The organism is Ideonella alba, from assembly GCF_018069875.1.
Taxonomy (GTDB): domain Bacteria; phylum Pseudomonadota; class Gammaproteobacteria; order Burkholderiales; family Burkholderiaceae_C; genus Ideonella; species Ideonella alba.
In genome coordinates this window covers 16,451-37,109 of record NZ_JAGQDF010000015.1, presented here as the reverse complement: position 1 = coordinate 37,109, position 20,659 = coordinate 16,451, and the positions used below count along the sequence as shown (strand labels likewise).

Below are 20,659 nucleotides of genomic sequence, written 5' to 3'. Positions count from 1 at the left end.
GGGCCTTGTTCATTGGGGCGTCGCCGCCCGCTCCAGCATCAGCGCCCGGATCGCGCCGACGGGCGCATTGCCGTAGCTCAGGAACTGCTCGTTGAAGTCCTTCACGCGGAAGCGCTCGCCCAGCTGGGCTTGTCGGGCCTGGCGCAGCGCCATGATCTCGCTGTAGCCGCTGAAGTAGCTGGTCAGCTGCACCGAGGTGAGGGTCACCCGGCGCCATTTCTCGCGCGCTTCCTGCGGGGTCTGGAAGGCCTGGCGGGTCAGCAGGTCCAGGGCCTCGGTTTCGGTCATGCCCTGCACATGCACCGCGTAGTCGAGGATGGCGTTGGTGACGCTGCGCAGGTTCCACTTGCACCACATCAGCCACATCTCGGGCGCGTGGTCGCCCCAGCCGTTCTCCAGCATCATGCGTTCGCTGAACACCGCCCAGCCCTCGATCATGGCGCCGTTGCCGAACAGCGTCTTGACCAGCGACGGTGAGCGGTTGGCATGCACCAGCTGCGTGTAGTGGCCGGGCACCGCCTCGTGGATGTTGAGGATCTGCAGGATCCAGTGGTTGTACTCGCGCAGCGTGCTCTCGGCCTGCTCATCGGTCAGCTCGTCGAGCGGCGTGACGTTGTAGTAGGTGCGGTCCTGCGGCCGGTAGGGACCGGGGGATTCGATGCCTGCGCCTGCCACACCGCGCTGGTACACCGGGGTTTCGCGCACCACCAGCGGCTTGCGCGGGTCCTGGCTGATCAGGTCTTTCTGGCGCACCCAGTCCTGCAACGTGGCGATCTGGCGGCGGATCTCGGGGTAGAAATCGGCGCGCGCCACATGCCGCTCGCTGAGCTTGTCGATCACCTGGCCGATCAGCACCAGGCGGTCGGTGGGTGGTGCGGCCGGGCCGATCACGCGGGGCCACAGGCCGCGCGCCAGATCGGCCATCTGGGTCAGCAACTGCTCGCGTGCCTGCAGGGCGGCGTCATAGGTCTGCGCAGCGCTGCGCTCGGACTGGATGTCGAGGCGGAACTTCTGCTCGTAGAGCGTGCCGCCCAGGCGGAACGGGCGTGCGTAGCCGGGCTCGGCGTCCATGCGGCGCAGCTGCCCGCGCAGGAATTCGACATACCCGTCCACCGCCGCCTTGGCGGCACCCAGGCGCACCTCGAACTGGCGCCGCTCGGCGGCGCCCAGTGCCTTGGAGGCGCGCGCGGCACGGCCCAGTTCGTCCAGCACCGACAGATTGCCCGGTGCCTGCGCAATCGCCAGCGCGGTGTGCTCGCGCGTGGGCTGCTCGATGGCCTGCTGGGCCGCCTGGTAGTAGGCCGGGACGGCCTGCAGGCGTCGCAGCAGCAGGCGCAGGCGCTGGGGCTCGGGGGCAAAGCGGGTCTGCAGCATCAGGTCGATCGGGCCGGCGATGCTGTAGGCCGACGGGTCCCAGCGGTACTGGCGCAGCACCTCCAGCTCGAAGCGGTCCTGCTCGAGCTTGTTGCGCAACTGGATCAGGTCGGTGCGCTGCTGGATGCCCAGTGTCTGGGCGTCCACCGCGGCCAGGCGCTGCTGCCAGTCGGTGACGAAGGCCAGGCGCGCCGCGCGGGCCGCCGCATCGGGCACCGGCAGGCGGCCGCTGCCTTCGTAGCGCCCGGCGTAGATCGCGGCATCCGGGTCGATGCGCCACAGCGCCTCGATGAAGGCGTGGCTCAGGGCGGCGAAATCGCGTTGCGCACTGGTGGGCATGGGGGCAGGGCGGTGGTGGGCGGCCAGGCTGGGCACAGGGGCCAGGACCAGGCCGGCCACCAGGGCGATGGCGGCCAGCGGGGCCTGGGCGCTGAAGCGCCGATAGCGGTGGGGGTGACTCATCGTGAAGCCCAGCATAACGTGGCCCTGCCGGCTTGAGCCATCCGGAGCATTCCAGGGGTCTCACGCGCCTTGGTACGATGCGCGCCGTTCCAGATTTCCGCACAGGAGAAGACCATGGCCATGGATGTGGTGGACTACGAGATCAAGGGCTCGGAGATGCAGTTCGTCGAGGTCGAGCTCGACCCCGGCGAAGCGGCGGTCGGCGAGGCCGGCAGCCTGATGTACATGGAGGCCGGCATCGGCATGGACACCGTCTTCGGCGACGGCTCCAACCAGGGCGGCGGCTTCTTCGGCAAGCTGCTGGGTGCCGGCAAGCGCCTGATCACCGGTGAGTCGCTGTTCACGACCGTCTACACCAACAATGCGCCGGCCAAGCAGCGCGTGGCCTTCGCGGCGCCGTACCCGGGCAAGATCATCCCGATGGACCTGCGCCAGATGGGCGGCATGCTGGTGTGCCAGAAGGATGCGTTCCTGTGCGCGGCGCGCGGGGTGTCGCTGGGCATCTACTTCCAGCAGAAGCTGTCGGTGGGCTTCTTCGGCGGCGAGGGCTTCATCATGCAGAAGCTCGAGGGCGACGGCCTGGCCTTCGTGCACGCGGGCGGCACCGTGGTCAAGCGCGAACTGAAGCCGGGTGAGACGCTGCTGGTGGACACCGGCTGCGTGGTGGCCTTCACGCCCAACGTGAACTTCGAGATCCAGTACGTCGGCAAGATCAAGACCGCGCTGTTCGGCGGCGAGGGCCTGTTCTTCGCCAAGCTCAGCGGCCCGGGCACGGTGTGGCTGCAGAGCCTGCCGTTCTCGCGTCTGGCCAGCCGTGTCTTCGCCGCCGCACCGCAGATGGGCGGCTCGCGCGAGGAGGGCTCGGTGCTGGGCGGCGTGCTGGGCGGCGGCCTGCTGGGTGGCGTGTTGGGTGGCGACGACGAGTGAGGGACTTTCGGCCCGCGGCGGCGGCCCGCAGCGCGCCGTGCGCGGCCCCCGTGCGGGTTATCCCGTGGGGGCGTCTACACTGACAGGTTTGCTGTTGCTGGTGTTGACGTGATCCTTGTGAACCGCTTCTTCCGCGCCCTGCGCGACGCTCTGGTCTGTGGCCTGGCCGGTGTCCTGTGGCTGGATGCGGCGCCGGCCGTTGCGCAGTCGGCGACTGCGGTCCCGCCGCCGGGCCAGCGACCGATCTTCGTGCTGAACTCCCTGGATGCGAACGTCAGCGTGATCGATCCGGTCAGCTTCAAGGAAGTCAAGCGCATCCCGGTGGGCAAGGAGCCGCACCACCTGTACCTGACCCCGGACGAGAAATCGCTGCTGGTGGCCAACGCCGTGGGCGACACGCTGACCTTCATCGACCCGCTGACCGCCCAGGTGCAGCGCACGCTGACCGGCATCGTCGACCCCTACCAGCTGCGTTTCTCGCCCGACATGAAGTGGTTCGTCACGCTGGCCAACCGCCTGAACCATGTCGACATCTACCGCTGGCAGCCCGAGAGCAGCACCGAGCCGCTGAAGCTGGTCAAGCGCATCGCCACCGGCAAGACGCCCAGCCACCAGTGGATCGACAGCAAGAGCTCGGTGGTCTATGCGTCGATGCAGGACAGCAGCGAACTGATCGCGGTGGACCTGACCACCCAGACCATCCGCTGGCGCGTGCCCACCGGCTCGCTGCCGGCCGACGTGTACCTGACGGCCGACGACAAGACGCTGTTCGTCGGGCTCACCGGCGACCGCTTCGTTGAGGTCTACGACGTCTCCAGCGGCCCCGCCAAGCTGGTCAAGCGCATCGAGACCGGCGAGGGCGCGCATGCCTTCCGTGCGCTGGGCGACAAGCGCCACATCTTCGTCAGCAACCGGGTGGCCAACACGGTCAGCATGATCGACACCCAGAGCATGAGCGTGGTGCGCACGCTGCCTGGCCCCGGCGGCCCCGACTGCATGGACGTGTCGGCCGACGGCAAGACGCTGATGCTCAGCTCGCGCTGGGCGCGCAAGGTGACCTGGATCGACATCGAACAGGGCAAGGTGATCCGCCAGGTCAACGTGGGCCGCTCGCCCCATGGGATCTACACGCTGGACCATGCCCCGCGGCAGTGACGCGCTGCGCCGCGGGCTGCTGCTGGCCGCGGTCGCCTGGCCGCTGGCGGCGGGCGCCGCCTGCGAGCGACCCATCTACCTGAGCTTCGACACCGGCCACATGGGCGTGGCGCCGCTGGTGGCCGAGGTGCTGCAGCGCCAGCAGGTGCCGGCGGTCTTCTTTCTGGCCAACGAGCGCACCCAGGAGGGTGGCGGCAGCCTGGATGAGCGCTGGGCGCCCTGGTGGAAGGCCCGTGCCGACGAGGGACACCTGTTCGGCAGCCACACCTTCGACCACGTCTACTGGCGCGCCGACCGTGCCGACGGCGGCTTCGAGATGCGGCCCAGCGCCGGTCCGCGCAACGGCCAGACCCTGCACTGGAGCGCGCAGGACTACTGCCAGGAACTCGAGCGCGTGCGCACCCGCTTCACGCAGATGACGGGCCGCAGCATGCCGCGCCTCTTCCGCGCGCCGGGAGGCAAGACCTCGCCCGCGCTGCTGCGCGCCGCGGCGTCCTGCGGCTGGACCCATGTGGGCTGGAGCCCCGCCGGCTTCCTGGGCGACGAGCTCTCCAGCGAGCGCTTCCCCAACCGCGCGCTGCTCGACAAGGCGCTGCGCGACATCCGCCCGGGCGACGTGCTGCTGGCCCACCTGGGCATCTGGTCGCGCCAGGACCCCTGGGCGCCCGCGGTGCTCGAGCCCTTGATCACCGGGCTGAAGGCGCGAGGCCTGTGCTTCGCGTCGCTGCGCGACCACCCGGCTTACCGCGCGGCGCTGGCCGCCTCGCCGCCATGAGCCTCGTCGACACCGCCCAGGCCGCCGTCGACGCGCTGACCGGGGCCTTCGGCGACGCCCAGCAGGCCTTGTTCGAGGCGGTGGTGCAGCCGCTGCTGTTCCACGCGGGGCTGGGCTCATTCATCAGCGACGCCTTCGACGCCACCGGCTGGTTGCTGGTGGGCGTGTTGCAGATCGCCGCGATGCTGCTGCTGATCGCGCCGCTGCAGCGCTGGCGCCCCGATGAGCCGCGGGCCACCAGCGCCGTGGCGCAGACCGAGCGCCGGCAGGCGGTGCGCGTGGACGTGCTCTACACGCTGATCCACCGGCTCGGCCTGTTCCGGGTGGCGCTGTTCTTCGCGGTCGATCCGCTGTTCAACGCGCTGTTCGGCTGGCTGGCCGTGCATGGTGTGGACGGCTGGCACCTGGACCAGTGGATCGCGCCGTGGTGGCCCGGGGTCAGCGACACGCAGTTGGCCGGCTTTCTGGTTTACCTGCTGGTCTTCGACCTGCTGAACTACGCGCTGCACCGCGCCCAGCACCAGTTCAACTGGTGGTGGGCGCTGCATGCGCTGCACCACAGCCAGCGGCATGTGACGATGTGGAGCGACAGCCGCAACCACCTGCTCGACAGCCTGATCGTCGACGCGGTGTTCGTGCTGGTGGCGCGCGTCATCGGCGTGGCCCCGGGGCAGTTCGTGGCCTTGATCGCGCTGTCGCAACTGGTCGAGAACCTGGCGCACGCCAACCTGCGGCTGTCCTTCGGCTGGTTGGGCGAGCGCCTGCTGGTGGGGCCGGCCTTCCATCGGCGCCACCACGGCGCCGGCATCGGCCATGAATCGCATGGCAAGGGCACGCTGGGCGGCTGCAACTTCGCCGTGCTGTTCCCGCTGTGGGACATGCTGCTGGGCACCGCCGACTTCCGCCATGACAACGGGCCCTGCGGCATCCGTGACCAATGGCCTGACGAAGGCGGTCGCGACTACGGTCGCGGCTTCTGGGCACAGCAGCGCCTGGGCTTGCTGCGCCTGATCGGGCGCGCATGATCCGCCGCGCCTGATCCGCCGCACCTGAGGCTATCCTCCGCACCATGAAGCTGCTGCTCGATTCCTTCTGGCGCGCCGGCGCCTACCTGTTCCTGCCCCGGGTGATGGGCCTGACGCTGATGCCGCTGCTGCTGTCCTCGCTGCTGGCGCTGGGTCTGGGCTGGCTGTTCTGGGAGTCCGCGGTGGCCGGCGTGCGGTCCACGCTGGAGGGCTGGTCGCTGGTGGCGGCGATGCTGCAGTGGATCGAGGTCAACCTGGGCGCGTCGTGGCGGTCGCTGGTCGGGCCGGTGATCGTGCTGGCGCTGGCGGTGCCGCTGATCGTCGTGCTGAGCCTGCTGCTGGTGGCCTGGTTGGCCACGCCGGCGGTGGCCCGTCTGGTGCGCGAGCGGCGATTCCCGACGCTGGAGCAGCGCCATGGCGCGTCCTTCGTGACCGCGGTGCTGTGGTCGGTTGGCTGCACGCTGGTGGCGCTGGCGGCCCTGCTGGTGACCATGCCGCTGTGGCTGATTCCGCCACTGGTGCTGATCGTCCCGCCGCTGATCTGGGGTTGGCTGACCCGCCAGGTCATGGGCTTCGACGTGCTGGCCGACACCGCCAGCGCCGCCGAGCGCCGCACCGTGGTCGCCGAGCACCGTTGGCCTCTGCTGCTGATCGGCGTGGTCACCGGCTATCTGGGCGCGGCGCCCTCGCTGATCTGGGCGGTGGGCGGTGCGGCGGCGCTGATCTTCGCGCCGCTGATGATCGCGGTGGCGGTGTGGCTCTACACGCTGGTCTTCGCTTTCGCGGCGCTGTGGTTCGCCCACTATGCGCTGGCGGCGCTGGACGAGTTGCGCCGCCGCCAGATGGTCGAGGTGGTGCCCGTCGAGCCGCCTGCCGCACCGCTGCCCCCCGTCACCGACGCACCGAGGTTGCCATGAGTTTCGGTCTGCTCGTGATCGGCGACGAGATCCTCTCGGGTCGCCGCCAGGACAAGCACCTGCCCAGGCTGATCGAACTGCTGGCGGCCCGGGGCCATGCGCTGGGCTGGGCGCAGTTCATCGGCGACGACCGCCCGCGCATCATCGCCGCGCTGAAGGAGGCCCGCGAGAGCGGCGACATCGTCTTCTCGTGCGGCGGCATCGGCGCCACGCCCGACGACCACACACGCCAGTGCGCCGCCCTGGCCGCCGGCCTGCCGCTGGCGCTGCACCCGGGCGCCAAGGCGCTGATCGAGGAGCGCATGCGCGAGGTGGCCGCCGAGCAGGGCGTGGCCTGGGAGCCCGAGCGGCCCGACAACGTGCACCGCCTGAACATGGGCGTGTTCCCGGCAGGCGCCACGCTGATCCCCAACCCGTACAACAAGATCCCCGGCTTCAGCCTCGGGCGCCTGCACTTCTTGCCCGGGTTCCCGGTGATGGCGCACCCGATGATCGAGTGGGTGCTCGACACCTGCTACGCCGACCTGCGCCCGCAGCCGCATGCCGAGCATGCGCTGTACGTCTACAACGGCCTGGAGGCCACGCTGACGCCGCTGATGGAGTCCATCGAGGCGCGCTTTGCCGGCGTGCGGGTGTTCAGCCTGCCCAGCGTCGACCATCCGCAGCGCGGGCGTCACATCGAGCTCGGGGTCAAGGGCGAGCCGGTGCTGGCCGCCCAGGCCTTCGAGGCGCTGAAGGGCGGATTGGCGGCCTTTCCGGAGCTGCGCGTCAGCACCGAATGAGGGCGCCGCGAATGCACCAATATGATGCATATTGATCACCAGGACGGTGCATTGCCTCAGGTGACGTCCGTCAAGTCCCTTGCTTCCTCGGGGACCCGCCCCGCTGAAACCCCCTGGCCGATCACCAGATTTGGGCACGCTTTCTGCTACATTCCGCCCGCTGCAGTCGGGTTCCACGGGTGAACCCTGTCATGGGGCCCTGTACCGCCCGACCGCCGTTCCCGGAATTCATTCCCGATTCTTCTCAGCCAACCATCCGCCAGGAGCCTTTCTGATGGCCAAGACCGTCGCCGACGTGATGAAGCTCGTGAAGGACAACGACGTCAAGTTCGTTGACTTCCGCTTCACCGATACCCGTGGCAAGGAACAGCACGTCTCCGTGCCCGTGTCCGCTTTTGACGAAGACAAGTTCCAGTCGGGCCATGCGTTCGACGGCTCGTCGATCGCTGGCTGGAAGGGCATCGAAGCGTCGGACATGCTGCTGATGCCGGACCCGAACACGGCCAACATCGACCCGTTCTTCGAAGAGCCGACGCTGATCCTGACCTGCGACGTCATCGATCCCACCGACGGCAAGCCCTACGAGCGCGATCCGCGCTCGCTGGCCAAGCGCGCTGAAGCCTACATGAAGGCCTCCGGCCTGGGCGATGTCGCCTACTTCGGTCCGGAGCCCGAGTTCTTCGTGTTCGACAGCGTCCGCTGGGGCAACGAAATGGGCGGCTCGTTCTTCAAGATCGAGTCCGAGGAAGCCGCCTGGAACTCCAGCAAGGAGTACGAGCACGGCAACACCGGCTACCGTCCCACCGTCAAGGGCGGCTACTTCCCGGTCCCGCCGGTCGACAGCGGCCAGGACATGCGCTCGGAGATGTGCCTGCTTCTCGAGCAGCTGGGCATCCCGGTGGAAGTGCACCACCACGAAGTGGCCAACGCCGGCCAGATGGAAATCGGCACCAAGTTCAGCTCGCTGGTCCAGCGCGCTGACTGGCTGCAGCTGCAGAAGTACATCATCGTGAACGTGGCCCATGCCTATGGCAAGACCGCCACCTTCATGCCCAAGCCCATCGTTGGCGACAACGGCTCCGGCATGCACGTGCACCAGTCGGTCTGGAAGGACGGCAAGAACCTGTTCGCGGGCGACGGCTATGCCGGCCTGAGCGAGTTCGCGCTGTACTACATCGGCGGCATCATCAAGCACGCCCGCGCGCTGAACGCGATCACCAACCCCGGCACCAACAGCTACAAGCGCCTGGTCCCCGGCTTCGAAGCCCCGGTCAAGCTGGCCTACTCGGCCAAGAACCGCTCGGCCTCGATCCGCATCCCCTACGTGGCCAACCCGAAGGGCCGTCGCGTGGAAGCCCGCTTCCCGGACCCTTCCGCCAACCCGTACCTGTGCTTCGCCGCGCTGCTGATGGCGGGCCTGGACGGCGTGGAGAACAAGATCCACCCGGGCGAAGCCGCCACCAAGGACCTGTACCACCTGCCGCCGGAAGAAGACGCGAAGATCCCGACCGTCTGCCACAGCCTGGACCAGGCCCTCGAGTACCTGGACAAGGACCGCGCGTTCCTGACCAAGGGCGGCGTGTTCACCGACGCCTACCTCGATGCCTACATCGACCTGAAGATGCAGGAAGTCACCCGCTTCCGCATGGCCGTGCACCCGGTCGAGTACGACATGTACTACGCCCTGTGATCCCTCGCGGGATCGCGCACGAAAGGGACGGCCTGGCCGTCCCTTTTTCTTTGGGGCGCCGCAGCGGCGTCGGCCGGCGGGCGGCGCCAGGCGTTGATCCCCAGCCTGTCATCACGCTGCGCTGCCAATCCAGCGACAATGCCGCCATGCGATCCCCTCCTGCCCCCCGTGCTCCTGGTGTGCTGTTGGTCCTCGGCCTGGGCCTGCTGGCGGCGTCGGCCGTCCGGGCCCAGTCGGGCACGCAGGTGTACTACGTCTGCCCTGGCAACGTGTTCACCAACACCATCACCGCCAAGGAAGCCGAGCAGCGCGGCTGCAAGGCGCGCGAAGCCCAGCAGCCCACGTCGGTGGCCATGCCCAAGGCGCGGCCGGTGCCCTCGGCCTCGCCTGGCAGCACCAAGGTCAATGACGCCGACCAGCGCGCCCGCGAGAGTGACGCCCGCCGCATCCTCGAGTCCGAACTCGCCAAGGAGGAGGCCGCCCTCGAGGCCTTGCGTCGCGAGTACAACAACGGCGAACCCGAACGCCGCGGTGACGAGGTGCGCAACCCGCAGAAGTACATCGACCGCGTGGCCGAGATCAAGGCGGCCATCACCCGCAAGGAAGCCGACATCGCCGCACTGCGGCGCGAGATCAGCAAAGTGGCCTCGTGATGCCCACGCGACCGGTGACCCCGTCGCCCAGCGAGCGTCACTGGGAGGCCTTCGACCAGCTCGCCACGATGGTGGCGGTGGTGCGCCCCGATGGCCAGTGCCTGTTCGTCAACAGCGTGCTGGAGTCGGTGATCGGCCTGTCGCGCCGCACGCTGACCTCGCGCTCGCTGCTGGAGTGGTGCCGCGAGCCGGCCCAGCTGCTCGAGGCCCTGCAGGCGCTGGCCGCCAACCAGTTCTCCACCCGCCGCTTCGAGAGCGCGCTGCGCCGCGCAGTGGTGGGCGCCACCGAGCCGCTGCCGGTGCATTTCATCGTCAGCCAGATCGACCACTCGCACGAGCGGCTGCTGGTGGAGATGATCGAGATCGAGCAGCAGACCCGCCAGGACCGCGAGGAGCGGGTGGCCGGTCAGTCCCAGGTCACGCGCGAGCTGATCCGCAACCTGGCGCATGAGATCAAGAACCCGCTGGGCGGCATCCGCGGCGCGGCGCAGTTGCTGGCGCTGGAGCTGCCCTCGCCGGAGCTGGGCGAGTACACCCAGGTCATCATCCACGAGGCCGACCGGCTGCAGGCCCTGGTCGACCGCCTGCTGGCGCCGCACCGCAAGCCCCACATCGTCAGCGACGTCAACATCCACGAGGTCTGCGAACGCGTGCGCTCGCTGGTGCTGGCCGAGTACCCGCGCGGCCTGCAGGTGCTGCGCGACTACGACGCCTCGATCCCCGAGTTCCGCGGCGACCGCGAGCAACTGATCCAGGCGGTGCTCAACATCGTCCACAACGCCTGTCAGGCGCTGGCCGAGCAGATCGACCACGGCGATGCGCGCATCGTGCTGCGCACGCGCGTGTCGCGGCAGGTGACGATCGGCAAGCAGCGCTTCCGACTGGCACTGGAATTGCATATCCAGGACAACGGACCGGGCGTCCCCGAATCGCTGCGAGACCGCATCTTCTACCCGCTGGTATCGGGGCGGGAGGGCGGCTCAGGCCTCGGGCTCACGCTGGCGCAGACTTTCGTGCAACAACACCAGGGCACGATCGAGTGCGACAGCGAGCCGGGACGCACGGTCTTCAAGATCGTGATTCCGTTGCCCTGAGCACCCTGCATGAAACCCATCTGGATCGTTGACGACGACCAATCCATCCGCTTCGTGCTCGAGAAGGCCCTCGCGCGCGAGCAGCTGCCGGTGCGCAGCTTCGCCAACCCCCGCGACGTCCTGCACGCCCTGAACGACGGCGACGAGCCGCAGGTGCTGGTCAGCGACATCCGCATGCCGGGCGGCTCCGGCCTGGACCTGCTCAGCCAGGTCAAGCAGCGCCTGCCGGGTCTGCCGGTCATCATCATGACCGCCTACTCCGACCTGGACAGTGCCGTGTCGGCCTTCCAGGGCGGCGCCTTCGAGTACCTGCCCAAGCCCTTCGACCTGACCAAGGCCACCGAGCTGATCCGCCGCGCGGTGGATGAGAGCCTGCGCGAGGAGGTGGGCGATGAACGCCACCAGCCCGCGCCCGAGATCCTGGGTCAGGCCCCGGCGATGCAGGATGTTTTCCGCGCCATCGGCCGCCTCAGCCAGAGCAACGTCACGGTGCTGATCACCGGCGAGAGCGGCTCGGGCAAGGAACTGGTGGCGCGCGCCTTGCACCGGCACAGCCCGCGCGGCGATGGCGGCACCAACGGCCCCTTCATCGCCATCAACACCGCGGCCATCCCCAAGGACCTGCTGGAGAGCGAGCTCTTCGGCCATGAGCGCGGCGCCTTCACCGGCGCGCAGACCATGCGCCGCGGCCGCTTCGAGCAGGCCGATGGCGGCACGCTGTTCCTCGATGAAATCGGCGACATGCCGTTCGATTTGCAGACGCGCCTGCTGCGCGTGCTGTCGGATGGCCAGTTCTACCGCGTGGGCGGCCACCAGCCGCTCAAGGCCAATGTGCGGGTCATTGCCGCCACGCACCAGAACCTGGAGCAGCGGGTGCGCGACGGCGCCTTCCGCGAGGACCTGTTTCACCGCCTGAACGTGATCCGCCTGCGCCTGCCGCCGCTGCGCGAGCGCGCCGAGGACATCCCGGCGCTGGCCCGTTTCTTCCTGCAGAAGAGCGCCAAGGAGCTGGGTGTCGAGCCCAAGCGCATCACCGACGAGGCCCTGGAAAAGCTCAAGGGCTTCGAGTTCCCGGGCAACGTGCGCCAGCTCGAGAACGTCTGCCACTGGCTGACCGTGATGGCGCCGGCCCAGGTGATCGAACTGAAGGACCTGCCGCCCGAACTGCTGGGCGCGCTGGCCGCCGAACCCGCCTCGGCCGCGCTGCCCACGCCGGTGATGCACGAGCCCGCGGCTCCGGTGCCGATGGCGGCACCGGCGGCAGTCGCCGCGTCGCCAGCGGCGCCCATGCCGGCCGGGTGGCTGGACGATCTGGAAGGCGTGGCGCGCCGCATGCTGGAGTCCGGCGCCCCCGAGGTGTGGGACGCGCTGACGCGCCAGTTCGAGGCCCGCCTGATCCACACCGCGCTGCTGATCACCCGCGGGCGCCGCATCGAGGCGGCGCAGAAGCTGGGCATCGGCCGCAACACCATCACGCGCAAGATCCAGGAACTGCAGATCGACGACTGATCGGCGGGCCATGAGTGGGCCATGAGCGGGCCATTCGCGGGGCGTGCGACACTGCCCCGCGATGCCCTCGTCCGTGCTGTTCATCGTCTGCGTGCTCGTCTGGGGCACGACCTGGTTCGCCATCCTCTACCAGTTGGAGGCGATCGCGCCTGGGGCTGGCGTGGCGCTGCGCTTTACGCTGGCGGCGCTGGCGGTGGCTTTGTGGGCGTGGTGGCGCGGCGAGCGCCTGCGCCTGCCCGTGCGGCTGCACCGCTGGTTCGCGCTGCAGGGCCTGGCCGGCTTTGCGCTGGCCTACTGGTGCGTCTATGAGGCCGAGCGCCACGTGGTGACCGGGCTGGTGGCGGTGGGCTACGCGGCGTCACCGCTGCTCAACATGGTGCTTGCCCGCTGGCTGCTGGGCAGCCCGATGTCGCGCCGCGTGGCCATCGGCGGCGTGGCCGGCGTGGGGGGCGTGGTGATGATCTTCTGGCACGAGTTCGCACGGCTGGCCGCGTCGCCATCGGTGCTGACCGGCGCGGCGCTGACCGCGGCGGCGGTGCTGATGTCCTCGGTCTCCAGCCTGTGTGCCGCGCACTACCACCGCCAGCAGGTCAGCGGCCCGGCGCCGCTGGCCTGGGCGATGGGCTATGGCGCGCTGTGCATGGCGCTGCTGTCGCTGGCCAGCGGCGAATCCTGGACCCTGCGCTGGAGCGCGGCCTTCGGCTGGTCCCTGGCCTACCTGGTGCTGGCCGGCTCGGTGCTGGCGTTTGGCAGCTACTACGCGCTGATGAAGCGCATCGGCCCGGCGCGTGCGGCCTATGTGGGCGTCAGCACGCCGGTGGTGGCGATGACGGTGTCGATGCTGTTCGAGGGCTACCGGCCCGAGGCGCTGGCCGTGGCCGGCGCGCTGCTGGCGGTGGCCGGCAATGTCTGGGCGCTGTGGCCGCAGCGCGCCGGTCCATCGATCAAGGCGCCAGCGTGACGATCACCGGCGCGTGGTCGCTGGGGCGCTCGTTCTTGCGCGGTGCCTTGTCGATCTCGCAGGCGCTGACGCGCGGCTGCAGCACCTGGCTGACCAGGATGTGGTCGATGCGCAGGCCCTGGTTCTTGCGGAAGGCCAGGTTGCGGTAGTCCCACCAGCTCCAGCTCTTGGGCGGCTGCTCGAACAGGCGGAAGGCATCCACCAGACCCAGGTCCAGCAGCGCACGAAAGTGGGCCCGCTCCTCATCGGTGCAGTGGATCTGGCCGGCCCAGCCCACCGGGTCGTAGACGTCGCGGTCTTCGGGCGCGATGTTGAAGTCGCCCATCAGCACCAGTGAGTCGTGGCGCGTCAGCTCGTCGGCCAGCCAGGTTTCCAGCGCCCGCAGCCAGCCCATCTTGTAGACGAACTTCTCGCTGTCGGGCGCCTGGCCGTTCGGGAAATAGCCGCCCACCACGCGCACGCCATCCACGGTGCCGGCGATGACGCGCGCCTGCTCGTCGGCGAAGCCGGGGATGTTGCGCACCACGTCGGTCGCCGCGCTGCGCGACAGCAGCGCCACGCCGTTGTAGGTCTTCTGGCCGTGGAAGACCACGTGGTAGCCGGCGGCCTCGATCTCGGCCTGCGGAAACTTGTCATCGGTGAGCTTGGTCTCCTGCAGCACCAGCGCATCCACCGGATGCGCAGCCAGCCAGTCCAGCAGTTGAGGCAGGCGCACGGCCAGCGAGTTGACGTTCCAGGTGGCTAGTTTCAAAGCAGTCCTAACGTACTGTATTTATTGAACTTTATCTATTGAGATCTGGTCGGTACCCCCACGCATACCCCCAGTTTTTTCCGCTGCGAGCCCAGGCGATGGCGCTGGGCGGCAATCTGTTGTCACCATCCTACAAGCGGTCCTCGGCGCGCGTTCTTGGATGCGCGGGCAGAGCGTCATGCGGCCCCCAGCGCCGCCGCGTTCACCTTGAGCGCAAGCGCCTGGCAACGCTGCAGCAGGACGTCGAAGGGTTCGGCGTCGTCCAAGAGCAGGCCGTCCTCGATCATGCGCTGGTAGTCCTCGGCCAGCGTCTTCCGCGCTTCGCCGCTCGGTGCCAGATCCAGTGCACCGGTGACCGCTGCGCGGTAGTCGATGGGCGCACCGTCTGGCATCGATTCGGCGAAGAAGATGCTCTTGTGCTCTGCGACGGCGAGCGCCAATGCGCGGTCCTTCGCGGCGCTGTCGGCGAAGCCGGCAGCATCGAGCCGCGTCACGTCGTGCCAGTGGCGCGCGTAGCGGTCACCGCCTCGAAAGCTGCCTTGGGCGCAGAAGACATGGATGGCCGTGGCCTTCTCCCAGAACGTGCGCTCGGGGCGCATGACCTGGGGCACGGCCGATGGAAAGCTCACGTCCGGCAGGTGCGGCGCTGCGTCGCACGCTACCAGTCGCGGCTCGTTGGGCTCACCCGTCGATCTCGCGCCGAACTCCAGCAGGACCGAGGGGCGCACATAGCCCGTGCCTTCGCCCAAGGCCTCGTAGTCGATGAAGATCTGCTCGCCTTCTGCGCGGGCCTTCGCCGGTAGCCCCTGCTCGGCGATTGCCTCGGTGAGATCAGGCGCCAGCTTGCCGCTGACAAGTTCGGCAAGGCGCTGCCGGATCGCCTTGCTCCACTTCTTCTCCTGGCTGCGTGATGTGGGCCAGGGGGAGTCGGCCTTCTGGATCAGGTCCGGAGCGATGGCACGGATGTCGTAGGTGAGGTCCACATCTTCCGAGAAGCGCTTGATGACGCCGTAGGCCTTTGAGAGCGATGTACCGCCCTTGAAGACCAGGTACGGCGCGTGCCGTCCGGTGAACAGGTGGTGCAGGGCCCATACGACCCACACGTCCTTCTCGAGCAAGTGCAGGGGACGGCCCGAACGCTCTGCCGCGACGAGTAGCACCTCGCGCTGGTCCTCGCGCGGCAGGGCGAAGTATTCAGGCACGGGTCACCAGGCTGCTGACCTGGCTCGCAAGCCAGGTGGGCAGGCGCGCGCGCGCGTTGGCGACGGCCAGCAGTTCCGACGCCGGCAGCCTTTCCCTGAGCTGACCGAGCGCCGCTTGAGATCCCGACGGCCCTACCCAGGCCAGCGAGCGGATGGCTTCGCCCGCGGCCTGCCCTGGATAGAGCAGTTGCCACGGCGGGGCATGCTTCAACTCGACCGTCTGCGCGCCGAGCTTGAGCTTGCGGCTGCGGCCCGAGGTCAGGAAGACCTGGCGCACCGGCACCTGGGTCGTCAGACCCAGCGCATTCGCTGCAGCCGCGCCGTTACCGACGACGGTTTCGCCGCGCTGGCTGGCCCACTCCTGGACCACCTTGGCGACATCCGGTGCCCGTGCGCCGAACTTGCCCTTCACCGGCAGGACGTAGACGCCCCGCCCGGCGCGCAGCAGTTCGCCGCTGCGCGCCAGGCGCGACAGCGCCTGATCCACCGCAGCCCGGCTGCCCAGGTGCAGCAGAGCCTTGGCGGACAGGCTGGCGCCTTCCGGAATCGAGGCGGCGTGCGCGAGGACTTGCTGGGCGAGGTTGGGCACGGTGATTTCTTGGTTGTCAGAATTATGAATCGTTTTCTGACGACTTTCAAGTGAAGTGCTCCGCTATGGCGTGAGCTTGACTCCTTTCGGCACCCTGGTGCCTACATGCTCCCCCCTGTTTAAGCGAAACTATTTTGTTATAAAATCCGCCTAAGCGAAATCGCTGACGAGGTGACATAAAGCATGAACCCGCCCACCAAGGACACGATCCCAGGCCTGCTGCTGCGCAGCATCCCGCGCGGGCTTGTGCTCGGCGTCGAAGACGCACTCAATGCTGGGGCTGCGCGCGCGTACGCCGCCGCAAAGGGGATGGATGAAGGCCACCTTCCGCATGTCTTGGGCCAGCTCCGGCACTTCAACATGAACGAAGCCTTCTACCGCGCGCTCGCGGCGGCCGAGGCGGCGCCTACGGCCATCCAGGGCAACGGCTTGGTGACCGGCCGCACTGGCGTCTTCACCCTCGCCAGGTTCAATATCCCCGAAGGATCCTGGATCAACGGTCGGCGCAGCCAGACTCGCCGCCAGATGGCGTTCGCAAACAAGGCCATCGAGCCGCTGGTGCAGCCAGAGTTGTTCGATCAGTACCAGCCGCCGGCTGAAGCCGTGGCGTTCTTCGTGGCCTGCTTCTCGGGGTCATTGCAGATCCAGCCTGAATCGCCCACCTCGATCCAGATCGCAGTGCCCGACCGGTACATGCGCGGCTGGCTGTTCCGCGAGCCGCTGGAGGTGTTTGCCAAGCGCTATGACGTCCAAGAGCCCAGCCAAATCGACCTGGCCGTGCCGAGGCTCAAGAAGAACATCGGCAAGAAGGACATGGACGGCACCTCGTCATGAGCCGCGGTGGCGTTCAGGGATTCCAGTGTGATCGCCTCAGCCAGATGTTGGCTGCGCGCCGCCTGACCCAAGCGCAGCTCGCTTCGCTGGTGGGGGTGTCGCCCGCGACGGTGAGCAAGTGGCGCGCTGGAGCCCAAGCTCCAGAGCGAGAAGCGCTCGATCGATTGGCCGACGTTGTCAATGTTACGCCCGAGTGGTTCACCAGGCCGCCCGCGGAGAAGGTTTCGCTGCCGCTTTTCCGGAGCAACGCCTCTGCGCATGTGGCTGCCCGGGCCATGCTGGAAGCTAGGATGGAGTGGGCTCAAGACATTGCGTTGGCCCTGACCGAGTTCGTCGACTTCCCGGCGCTGAACCTGCCGAGCCGCAACTTCACCGATCCTGAGCAGATCACCAAAGAAGAGATCGAACTGGCGGCGGCGGAGTGTCGCGATCTCTGGCGCCTTGGGCGGTCGGCTGTCCAGGACTTGGCGCTGGCCATCGAAGGCGCTGGGGTTGTGCTCGTCCGTGAAGAGACTGGTATCGCGCAGATCGAAGGCCTGTCTGCGTGGAGCGCAGTGCTTGGAAGACCGCTGGTACTTCTCTCCGCCGACAAGGACAACGGCTATCGAAGCCGCTTCGACCTGGCCCATGAACTCGGTCACCTGATCCTGCACAGGCACATCGCACGTCCGACCGATCGGGAGCGTCACAAGGAACTTGAACAGCAGGCCCACAGGTTTGCGGGCGCGTTTCTCCTGCCCGCGGAGACCTTCGCATCCGAAGTGCGCATGCCGGTGACCTTGGACGACTTGCTGTTGATGAAGCGTCGTTGGGGCGTATCCGTTGGCGCGATCTTGATGCGGCTGCGGGCTCTCAAACTCCTGGACGATGAAGGAGCTCAGGCGCTGTTCAAGCGTCGGTCGGCGCGATGGGGCGCCAAGTCGGAACCGGGGGATGGCGATCGAGCGCCTGAGCGACCCCGCTTGCTGCGTCGCACGATCGACCTGCTCGTCGATGAGAACGTGATGCCGCTGGAAGCCATTCCTCGGCATCTCGGCCTTGCGTCGCACGATATCGAGATGCTGGCTGGGTTGCCCGAAGGCTACTTTCAGGGGCGAGGCAACGTCGTTCAACTGGCCCGCATCCGTCAGTCGGCGGATGCGCCTGCCAGTTCAGCGTCTGCGCCGAGCACCGTGCTGCCATTTCGTGACCCCCGAAGGTCTTGATCGAATCCACCGCTTGCTTGGAAAGTGAGAACGCCCCATGGCTCGGACCATCTACGACAAGCCAACGCGGGCGCTTCTCAAGGACATGCTCGCCGAGTGGAAGCTCAAGCCCGACGAAACGTTCAGCGCCCAGCGTGCGGTTGAGTGGTTCGCAAAGAACTACCCGAAGCTGAAGGCCGGCAGCATCCACGCGCACCTTGTTCAGGCTTCGACGAACGACCCGAGTCGTCGCCACCATCCGGCGACGAATGCCACCGATGATCTCCTGTTCAAGGTCGGGTCACGCGAGTACCGGCGCTACCAGCCTGGCGTCGACCCAGCGCCGATTCATCAGCCGGGCAAGACTCAGATCGCTGGCGCCGGTGGGGCGATGGTCACCGTCGATGAGGAGGACGACGATGCTGGGGCAGCCGTTGACGCCGCGCTCGCCGGCTCGACCCAGTTCGCCCTGGAGAAGGACCTGCAGCGCTACTTGGCCGATAACCTCCAGCTCATCGAGCCCGGGCTGACCTTGTTCCAGGACGAAGACATCACCGGGTTCGAGTACCCCGCGGGCGGAGGCCGCCGCATCGACATCTTGGCAAAGGACAAGTCGGGCAACTTCGTTGTGCTCGAACTGAAGGTCGAGAAGGGCTACGACCGCGTGGTCGGGCAACTGCTGCGCTACGTGAACTGGGTGCGGAAGGAGCTTGCTGAGCCGGGCCAGCGCGTGCGCGGCATCATCGTTTGCAGGACGATGTCTGAAGACTTGGTCCTGGCCTGTGCCAGCAACAAGGAAGTGGAGCTCTACGAGTACCGCCTCCAAGTGACGGTGTCGAAGGTCCCCTCTCTTGAGCTCCCTGCGTAAGCGAGCAAGCCTGTTTCATGATGCTCGGTATTCACCGCCTTCGGGAGACTTGTCATGACTGCGCCGCGCCCGCTCCGCAACCCTGAGGTGTGCGTCAATCTGTGGGCCTATGCCGATGAGGCTGGCTACATTGCCCGCGTCGCAGCACGAAGCTACGTGCTGGATGGCGACGACGCGGCCAAGCTGGCTGTCTTGCATCAGTTGGCCGCCACCGACTTCCTACACGCCGAGTGGATGGGTGTTTCCAAGAAGTTCGTGATCAGCAATCCTGATGGGGAGCGCATGGAAGGCGTTGCCCATGCCTCGATGTTGAATGACGGGGTGACGCCCGGAGTGTTGTTTGGGCCGCTCTTCAACAAGCTCGAGGCCGCGGTGCCAAAGCAGGCACGCACCGCGAACGGAGGCTACGAGGCCTTCTCGTTGAAGCTGCCCGAGGACCCGCTGACGGTGACGACTGTGGTCATGGAGATGGACGACGGGCGCTTGGTCCCGATGGTCTCTAACAAAGCTTGAGCGAACTGCATGATCTGACGTGACAGGGGCTCTTGCCGGTGGGAAACCACATTCGGAGCGACTCGGTGTACTCACGGCTAACGCGGTCAGGGCGGCAGTGCCGCCGCACATCACAAGTTGGACGACGGTGCTTGGAGGTTGGGCTTGCCGTGTCGACCCACGCTACCACGCCGTTCTCGCCGTCAAGGTCTGCGCGGTCGCAGGGCGAGCGCTTGCGGCCTGCGGCCGTCCTCGAACCCTGACGGCTGCGCTGCGCCGTGGTGCTCCGGTCTCGGGCAATCCCGCCCGACACACCGGAGTCCATCATGTCCACGTCTTCGATCTCATCCGTGGGTGCCGCCGATACGCTGCTGGTCCGCGATGTCGACGGTCAGTACCGGCCGGCGCATGCCGACGAAGTGCTGTGCCATGCACGGCGGCTGCTGGCCAACCGCGTGCGGCGAGGTGCCACGATGTCATCGCCGCAGGCCGTGAAGGACCATCTGCGCCTGGAGCTCGGTGCGCTGGAGCATGAGGTCTTCTGTGTGCTGTTCCTGGATGCGCAGCATCGCATCATTGCGCTGAAGCAGATGTTCCGCGGCACCGTGTCGCAGACCTCCGTCTACCCGCGCGAGGTTGTCAAGGAAGCACTGTCGGTGAATGCGGCGGCGGTGATCCTGGCGCACAACCATCCGTCGGGATCCGTGGAGCCGAGCCGGGCCGACGAGTTCTTGACGCAGACGCTGAAGACGGCGCTTGCACTGGTCGACGTGCGGGTGCTCGATCACCTGGTGGTGGCCGGTGCCGACGTGTGTTCGTTTGCGGAGCACGGGCTTGTGTAGCTCGCGCAGGCGCCGCGTTGCGGCGCCACTTGCCGCTCACGCCAGGCCGATGCGCCGGACTTCGAGCGCGAAGGCGCCGGCCTGGCGCTCGGCGATCATGAGGCCGACCTGGCGGATGCGGGCAGGGTCGAGTGCCGGTGCGCCGGGGACCTCTCGGCCGCGAAAGGTGGCGCGGAAGGTGGACAAGGGAATATGCAGCGTCTGCCAGGTAGCGCCCGGGGCAAAGCTGGCCTGGTAGTTGATGCTGTCGAAGGCATCTTCGGTCAGCAGATTCAGCTTGAAGCGCTTGCCTGTGGCGCGGGCCTCGATGAAGCAGGTCTGCGCGCCGGGACCGCCTCGATCGGCGGGCGTTGACCGGATCGAGGCGAAGCCTCCGTTGCGTTCGAAGGAGACGGTGCCTTCGAAGACCGCATGGCCGGCCGAGTCGTGTCGCAGCCGGCTGCTCGAGACGCCGCCCATCACACGGTCGTCGATCGCGGCCCACTCGGCGACCGCGCCAGGGTCACCGAAGTCGAACAGCAGCCATGTCGTGTCCGGGTCGCTCATGTGGCGATTCTGCGGTGCTGGGTCGCT

Annotated in this window: 21 protein-coding genes; 16 read left to right on the top strand and 5 right to left on the bottom strand. The window is 67.8% G+C overall.

What is annotated here, in order from left to right; translation table 11 throughout:
- Nucleotides 1-9: 9 nt before the first annotated feature.
- The gene (locus KAK07_RS21450; RefSeq protein ID WP_247664529.1) at nucleotides 10-1,836 is read right to left on the bottom strand and encodes a DUF885 domain-containing protein; all 1,827 of its coding nucleotides are present in this window, start codon (nucleotides 1,834-1,836) and stop codon (nucleotides 10-12) included.
- Nucleotides 1,837-1,950: 114 nt separating this feature from the next.
- Between KAK07_RS21450 and KAK07_RS21445 the strand changes: the two genes are divergently transcribed.
- The 11 genes from KAK07_RS21445 (at nucleotide 1,951) to KAK07_RS21395 (ending at nucleotide 13,324) form a co-directional block, all read left to right on the top strand.
- On the top strand, nucleotides 1,951-2,763 hold the full coding sequence (locus tag KAK07_RS21445; RefSeq protein WP_210857132.1) for a TIGR00266 family protein: 813 nt from the start codon (nucleotides 1,951-1,953) through the stop codon (nucleotides 2,761-2,763).
- Between the two features lie 138 nt (nucleotides 2,764-2,901).
- Entirely contained in the window at nucleotides 2,902-3,918 is a 1,017-nt protein-coding gene (locus KAK07_RS21440; protein ID WP_445663770.1) for a YVTN family beta-propeller repeat protein, read from the top strand.
- Complete coding sequence (locus tag KAK07_RS21435; RefSeq protein ID WP_210863139.1) at nucleotides 3,902-4,693, top strand: polysaccharide deacetylase family protein; 792 nt, start codon at nucleotides 3,902-3,904, stop codon at nucleotides 4,691-4,693. Before KAK07_RS21440 ends, KAK07_RS21435 begins: the two co-directional genes overlap by 17 nt.
- Complete coding sequence (locus KAK07_RS21430) at nucleotides 4,690-5,718, top strand: sterol desaturase family protein (RefSeq protein ID WP_210857134.1); 1,029 nt, start codon at nucleotides 4,690-4,692, stop codon at nucleotides 5,716-5,718. The genes KAK07_RS21435 and KAK07_RS21430 overlap by 4 nt, the downstream gene beginning before the upstream one ends.
- 44 nt (nucleotides 5,719-5,762) lie before the next feature.
- Nucleotides 5,763-6,635, top strand: a complete 873-nt coding sequence (locus KAK07_RS21425) for an EI24 domain-containing protein (RefSeq protein ID WP_210863137.1) — start codon at nucleotides 5,763-5,765, stop codon at nucleotides 6,633-6,635.
- On the top strand, nucleotides 6,632-7,417 hold the full coding sequence (locus tag KAK07_RS21420) for a competence/damage-inducible protein A (RefSeq protein WP_210863135.1): 786 nt from the start codon (nucleotides 6,632-6,634) through the stop codon (nucleotides 7,415-7,417). Before KAK07_RS21425 ends, KAK07_RS21420 begins: the two co-directional genes overlap by 4 nt.
- 274 nt (nucleotides 7,418-7,691) lie before the next feature.
- Nucleotides 7,692-9,107 carry a type I glutamate--ammonia ligase gene (glnA, locus tag KAK07_RS21415; RefSeq protein WP_210803902.1) on the top strand — a complete coding sequence of 472 codons (1,416 nt, stop codon included), beginning with the start codon at nucleotides 7,692-7,694 and terminating at the stop codon, nucleotides 9,105-9,107.
- A gap of 146 nt (nucleotides 9,108-9,253) precedes the next feature.
- The gene (locus KAK07_RS21410) at nucleotides 9,254-9,760 is read left to right on the top strand and encodes a hypothetical protein (RefSeq protein WP_247664528.1); all 507 of its coding nucleotides are present in this window, start codon (nucleotides 9,254-9,256) and stop codon (nucleotides 9,758-9,760) included.
- Nucleotides 9,760-10,854, top strand: coding sequence for a nitrogen regulation protein NR(II) (glnL, locus tag KAK07_RS21405; protein ID WP_210863133.1), 1,095 nt, complete (start codon nucleotides 9,760-9,762; stop codon nucleotides 10,852-10,854). The genes KAK07_RS21410 and glnL overlap by 1 nt, the downstream gene beginning before the upstream one ends.
- A 9-nt stretch (nucleotides 10,855-10,863) precedes the next feature.
- The gene (ntrC, locus tag KAK07_RS21400; RefSeq protein WP_210857138.1) at nucleotides 10,864-12,363 is read left to right on the top strand and encodes a nitrogen regulation protein NR(I); all 1,500 of its coding nucleotides are present in this window, start codon (nucleotides 10,864-10,866) and stop codon (nucleotides 12,361-12,363) included.
- Between the two features lie 61 nt (nucleotides 12,364-12,424).
- Nucleotides 12,425-13,324 (top strand): DMT family transporter, encoded by a 900-nt coding sequence (locus KAK07_RS21395; RefSeq protein WP_210863131.1) that lies wholly within the window; start codon nucleotides 12,425-12,427, stop codon nucleotides 13,322-13,324.
- Here KAK07_RS21395 and xth read toward each other — a convergent pair.
- The 3 genes from xth to KAK07_RS21380 all read right to left on the bottom strand — a co-directional run bounded on the left by xth (nucleotide 13,308) and on the right by KAK07_RS21380 (nucleotide 15,866).
- The gene (xth, locus tag KAK07_RS21390) at nucleotides 13,308-14,075 is read right to left on the bottom strand and encodes an exodeoxyribonuclease III (RefSeq protein ID WP_210863129.1); all 768 of its coding nucleotides are present in this window, start codon (nucleotides 14,073-14,075) and stop codon (nucleotides 13,308-13,310) included. The genes KAK07_RS21395 and xth overlap by 17 nt on opposite strands.
- A 176-nt stretch (nucleotides 14,076-14,251) precedes the next feature.
- On the bottom strand, nucleotides 14,252-15,277 hold the full coding sequence (locus KAK07_RS21385; RefSeq protein ID WP_210857141.1) for a nucleotidyl transferase AbiEii/AbiGii toxin family protein: 1,026 nt from the start codon (nucleotides 15,275-15,277) through the stop codon (nucleotides 14,252-14,254).
- Entirely contained in the window at nucleotides 15,270-15,866 is a 597-nt protein-coding gene (locus tag KAK07_RS21380) for a DUF6088 family protein (protein WP_210857142.1), read from the bottom strand. Before KAK07_RS21380 ends, KAK07_RS21385 begins: the two co-directional genes overlap by 8 nt.
- 183 nt (nucleotides 15,867-16,049) lie before the next feature.
- Here KAK07_RS21380 and KAK07_RS21375 point away from each other — a divergent pair, with 183 nt between their 5' ends.
- The 5 genes from KAK07_RS21375 (at nucleotide 16,050) to radC (ending at nucleotide 20,086) form a co-directional block, all read left to right on the top strand.
- Nucleotides 16,050-16,700, top strand: coding sequence for an alpha/beta hydrolase (locus tag KAK07_RS21375; RefSeq protein WP_210857143.1), 651 nt, complete (start codon nucleotides 16,050-16,052; stop codon nucleotides 16,698-16,700).
- The gene (locus KAK07_RS21370; protein ID WP_210857144.1) at nucleotides 16,697-17,905 is read left to right on the top strand and encodes an XRE family transcriptional regulator; all 1,209 of its coding nucleotides are present in this window, start codon (nucleotides 16,697-16,699) and stop codon (nucleotides 17,903-17,905) included. The genes KAK07_RS21375 and KAK07_RS21370 overlap by 4 nt, the downstream gene beginning before the upstream one ends.
- Nucleotides 17,906-17,942: 37 nt before the next feature.
- Nucleotides 17,943-18,752 carry an endonuclease NucS domain-containing protein gene (locus KAK07_RS21365; protein WP_210857145.1) on the top strand — a complete coding sequence of 270 codons (810 nt, stop codon included), beginning with the start codon at nucleotides 17,943-17,945 and terminating at the stop codon, nucleotides 18,750-18,752.
- Between the two features lie 54 nt (nucleotides 18,753-18,806).
- On the top strand, nucleotides 18,807-19,265 hold the full coding sequence (locus KAK07_RS21360; protein ID WP_210857146.1) for a hypothetical protein: 459 nt from the start codon (nucleotides 18,807-18,809) through the stop codon (nucleotides 19,263-19,265).
- Between the two features lie 305 nt (nucleotides 19,266-19,570).
- Nucleotides 19,571-20,086 carry a RadC family protein gene (gene radC, locus KAK07_RS21355; RefSeq protein WP_210857147.1) on the top strand — a complete coding sequence of 172 codons (516 nt, stop codon included), beginning with the start codon at nucleotides 19,571-19,573 and terminating at the stop codon, nucleotides 20,084-20,086.
- 36 nt (nucleotides 20,087-20,122) lie between these two features.
- Here radC and KAK07_RS21350 read toward each other — a convergent pair whose 3' ends face one another.
- Nucleotides 20,123-20,632: a CIA30 family protein gene (locus KAK07_RS21350; RefSeq protein WP_210857148.1), complete on the bottom strand. Its 510-nt coding sequence runs from the start codon at nucleotides 20,630-20,632 to the stop codon at nucleotides 20,123-20,125.
- Between the last annotated feature and the right edge of the window lie 27 nt (nucleotides 20,633-20,659).